The 3,786-nt window shown below is 61.8% G+C and carries 4 protein-coding genes; 1 reads left to right on the top strand and 3 read right to left on the bottom strand.

Annotation, left to right across the window (positions count from 1 at the left end; translation table 11 throughout):
• The 3 genes from EN984_RS38285 to EN984_RS25855 form a co-directional block, all read right to left on the bottom strand.
• Positions 1 to 329 (bottom strand): hypothetical protein (locus EN984_RS38285; protein WP_206517475.1); only part of this gene is annotated, 329 nt, incomplete at its 3' end.
• Positions 330 to 587: 258 nt separating this feature from the next.
• Complete coding sequence (locus EN984_RS25860) at positions 588 to 1,619, bottom strand: histone deacetylase family protein (protein WP_127268994.1); 1,032 nt, start codon at positions 1,617 to 1,619, stop codon at positions 588 to 590.
• 26 nt (positions 1,620 to 1,645) lie between these two features.
• Positions 1,646 to 2,302: a TetR/AcrR family transcriptional regulator gene (locus EN984_RS25855; protein WP_127268995.1), complete on the bottom strand. Its 657-nt coding sequence runs from the start codon at positions 2,300 to 2,302 to the stop codon at positions 1,646 to 1,648.
• 260 nt (positions 2,303 to 2,562) lie between these two features.
• On the opposite strand from EN984_RS25855, the gene EN984_RS25850 reads away from it, so the two are divergent.
• Positions 2,563 to 3,786 (top strand): amidohydrolase (locus tag EN984_RS25850; protein WP_164765650.1); only part of this gene is annotated, 1,224 nt, incomplete at its 3' end.

Below are 3,786 nucleotides of genomic sequence, written 5' to 3'. Positions count from 1 at the left end.
TGTCGGATTGAAGAAGTGCGGCGGGACTGCTCATTCTTGTTGCTTTTGGCCGGAATCGTTTCTGCTGTCCGGATGCTGGAAGCCAGCCGCCAAACCCGAATACGCATTACTTTGACGAAGACACACGCGTGGCGCAGGGCTGCGCCGAACCAAATCCCGAATCCATTCAGGGAACGCGAAGCCGTCCGCGTCTGGTGCCGGAAAAGCTCCGGAACAAGAGACTTTGGGTGTTCGCCGCGCCCCCCAAGGACCGGCTGATTCGGGTCTAATCTACCCGCAGTTGAATCTGACATCAAACGCGATTTGACAAAATCGAATCCGATGGACACACGTGCGACTCAGAGGTCGGTTTTCGCGCCTCGGAACAGAAGACCGGGACGCGAAAACCTTCGCCGGCCATTTCGGCGGCCGGTCGATTTCGCCAGGCTCGGGAGCATTGAACAGATGGGCGCGCCGGTTGCCGTGCCGAAGGCTGGTGCCTTGGCCCGATAGTGGGAACCGGGCGATGTTGCCGCCCGGTCCCGGCCGTCCCTTGCTTATGCCTGTCGTTGTCCCAAAACCGCTAGATGCTCCGGGACGACAGGCATTTACCGATCCTCGAACCCGGTCAGCACGCCGACCGCGTTGATGCCGATCTCCTCGACGGCATAGCCGCCTTCCATGACGAACAGCGTCGGCAGGCCGAGCCCGCCGATGCGGCGGCCGATCTTTGGATAATCAGATGTCTTCAGCTTGAACTGGCTGATCGGGTCCTTCTCGAACGTATCGACACCCAGCGAGACGATGACGACATCCGGTGCATAAGCGGTGAGCCTGGCGCAGGCATCCTCGAGCGAGGCGTTCCATGCATCCCAGTCGGTGCCGAAGGGCATCGGATAGTTGATGTTGAAGCCTTCGCCGGCACCCGCGCCGCGTTCGTCGGCATGGCCGAGGAAGAACGGGTACTCGACCATCGGATCGCCATGCAGATTGAGCACCTGGACGTCGGCACGGTCGTAGAAGATCTCCTGCGTGCCGTTGCCGTGGTGATAGTCGACATCGAGGATCGAGATGCGTTTGGCGCCCTGGTCGCGGAACCATTGCGCGGCGACGGCGGCGTTGTTGATGTAGCAATAGCCGCCCATGAAGCCAGCCCCGGCATGGTGGCCGGGCGGACGGCAGAGCGCGAAGGCGGAAGCCTCGCCATCCTTGACCAGGCCGGCGGCGGTCAGCGCCACATCGTAAGAAGACTTGATCGCAGCCCATGTGCCTTCGACGAAGGTGGCGCCGGCATCGAAGGAATAATAGCCGAGCAGTGCGTCGACGCGCTTTGGCGGCACGTCGCCGCGCAGGCCGCGCGTCGGCCAGGTGAAGGGCATCGCCGTGCCCGTGAGGCCTGCTTGCAGCCATTGCGGCCAGACCGTCGGAAGAAAGTCGATATAGTCCGATTTGTGGATGCGCTTGGCGGCGGCGAGGTCATGTTCGTGCGGCGCGATGATGGGACCCAGTTTCTCGCTTTCGACCCGTGCCTTGATGAATTCGGCCCTCGATGGCTTTTCGAAACCCGGCACGATGGCTGATGTGACCAGTTCCATTTGGCCGGCATGGCCGGCGTGAAGGGGGGAGAAAACAGTCTTCATAAATTCCTCTCGAAGTGCGAAATCAGTCAAGATTCAAGATTGAGATAAGGGCTCACCAGAGCGAGCCACATTCTTTCCACATCATCCTCGATGAGGTCGTATGTCTTGCGGTCGCTTTTCAACCCGACAAGCCGGCAGGCGTGCCCGACGTCCATCATCAGCACGCCGAGCCGGCTGGCGATCTTGTCTTCAAGCGCCGGGTTCACATGCTGCAGCCATGCGGCGTAGAGCGCGATGATCTGCTCGTCATATTCGTTCTGGATCGGCCTGAGGTCGGCATTGCCTGAAATGGCCTCGATCACCGGCATCAGGCTGGCGTTTTCGAGGTAGAGTCTGGACGTGTCGATGAAGAGCTTGCGCACTTCGCGCCGAAACTCTTCACGGTTGGTGGGCGGGGCGACCTTGATACGCTTGGCGATCACCTCGGGAAAGGATGACAGCCAGCGCCGGGCGAGGTCCAGAAGAATGGCTTCCTTGTTGGGAAAGTATTGGTAGATCGAACCAACCGACAAGCCTGCGCGCTGCGCAATGGCGAGCGTCGTGGGCGTCTTGGTTCCTTGCTCCCGCGTCAAGACCAGCGCTGCGTCGAGAATCCGGTCGACCACCTTGCTGGAGCGTTGTTGCCGCGGCTGTTTGCGCGGTTCGAGCGCTATCCTGGTTTTGCGATCGAGACTGCGCTTCACTGTCCGATGTCCTCGTTCCCCGCCCGGTCTCAACATGGTGGGAGCTTGCTGTCCACAATACATTCCAGATTCGGCATGTTGACAAACGCGAATAATCAGTCGCATTCTTTATCCACGCTGCCTCTCGGGATGACAAGGGGAATTTCCAAGACAGCGCACTGGCATTCTTTTTCGTCCATGGCGTCGCTCCGGTGGGGTGGCAGGTTGTTGGACAAGAGGGTTTATCGGTCCCAGTCAGTCGTCAAAAGCGCGGAGTCGCGATGTCTGTCACAGGTGCGGGTCACAATGCGGATCTGATCGTCATCAACGGTCTCGTGCAGACCATGGACGACGACAATCCCACCGCCGAGGCTGTCGCCGTCAAGGATGGCGCAATCGTCGCCATCGGCAGCCGCGCCTCCATCGAAGAGTTCAAGGGACCGGCCACCAGGGTCATCGACGCCAAGGGCGGTTCGGTGGTCCCGGGGTTCATCGAAGCCCATATGCATCTGTTTTCGGGCGGGGCTGAACTTGCCCACCTTCAACTCACCGGTATTCATGGCTTCGAGGCGCTGCAGAAGGCGATCCGCGACTATGCGCCGACCCGGCCCGACGCGAAGATGCTGGTCGGCCAGGGCGTCGACTACACCGTGCTCGGCAGCGAGCGCGTGACGCGCCATCACCTCGACGCCATCTTGCCCGATCGCCCGTTCTGCATGGCGGCGCCCGACCATCACACCATGTGGGCCAACACCAAGGCGCTGGAAATGGCCGGCATCCTGCAGGGGCGCACGCTTGGTCCGGGCAATGAGATCGTCATGGGTGACGATGGTCTGGCCGCCGGTGAATTGCGCGAAGGCGAGGCCTTTGGCCCGGTGCTCGATCTTGCCGGCGAAGGCCGGGTGCGGCTGGGGCTGTCGACCGGCGGCGAGCCGGACCCGATGCCGACGACGGCGGAGCGGGACGCCGACCGCGACATCATGCGGCGCGGGCTCGCCTGGTGCGCCCGCCACGGCATCACCTCGATCCAGAACATGGACGGCAATCTCTATCAGCTTGAGCTGCTGGCCGAGATCGACGCCGAGGAAGGCTTGCCCTGCCGCGTCAAGATCCCGTTCCACTACAAGAATTTCATGACGCTCGACATGCTCGACAAGGCGTCTGATATGGCCGAACGCTACAACAGCGAATGGCTGTCGTCGGGCATGGTCAAGGTGTTCTACGACGGCGTTCTCGATTCCTGGACAGCTGTCATGGTCGAGCCTTATGCCGACCGGCTCGACTGGGTGGGCGAGCCGCTGTTCACGCCGCAACAGTTCATCGATCTGGCCGTCGCGGTCGACAGACGCGGGCTGCAGATCGCCGTGCATTCGATCGGCGACGGCGCGGTGCGCGCGGTGCTCGACGGTTATGAGGCGGCGCAGAAGGCGAACGGCAAGCGCGACAGCCGTCACCGCGTCGAGCACATCGAGGTCACCACCACCGCTGATGTGCCGCGTTTCGCC

The sequence above is a fragment of the Mesorhizobium sp. M7A.F.Ca.CA.004.12.1.1 genome (assembly GCF_003997835.1).
Classification (GTDB): domain Bacteria; phylum Pseudomonadota; class Alphaproteobacteria; order Rhizobiales; family Rhizobiaceae; genus Mesorhizobium.
This window is presented reverse-complemented; position numbering and strand designations above follow the sequence as displayed.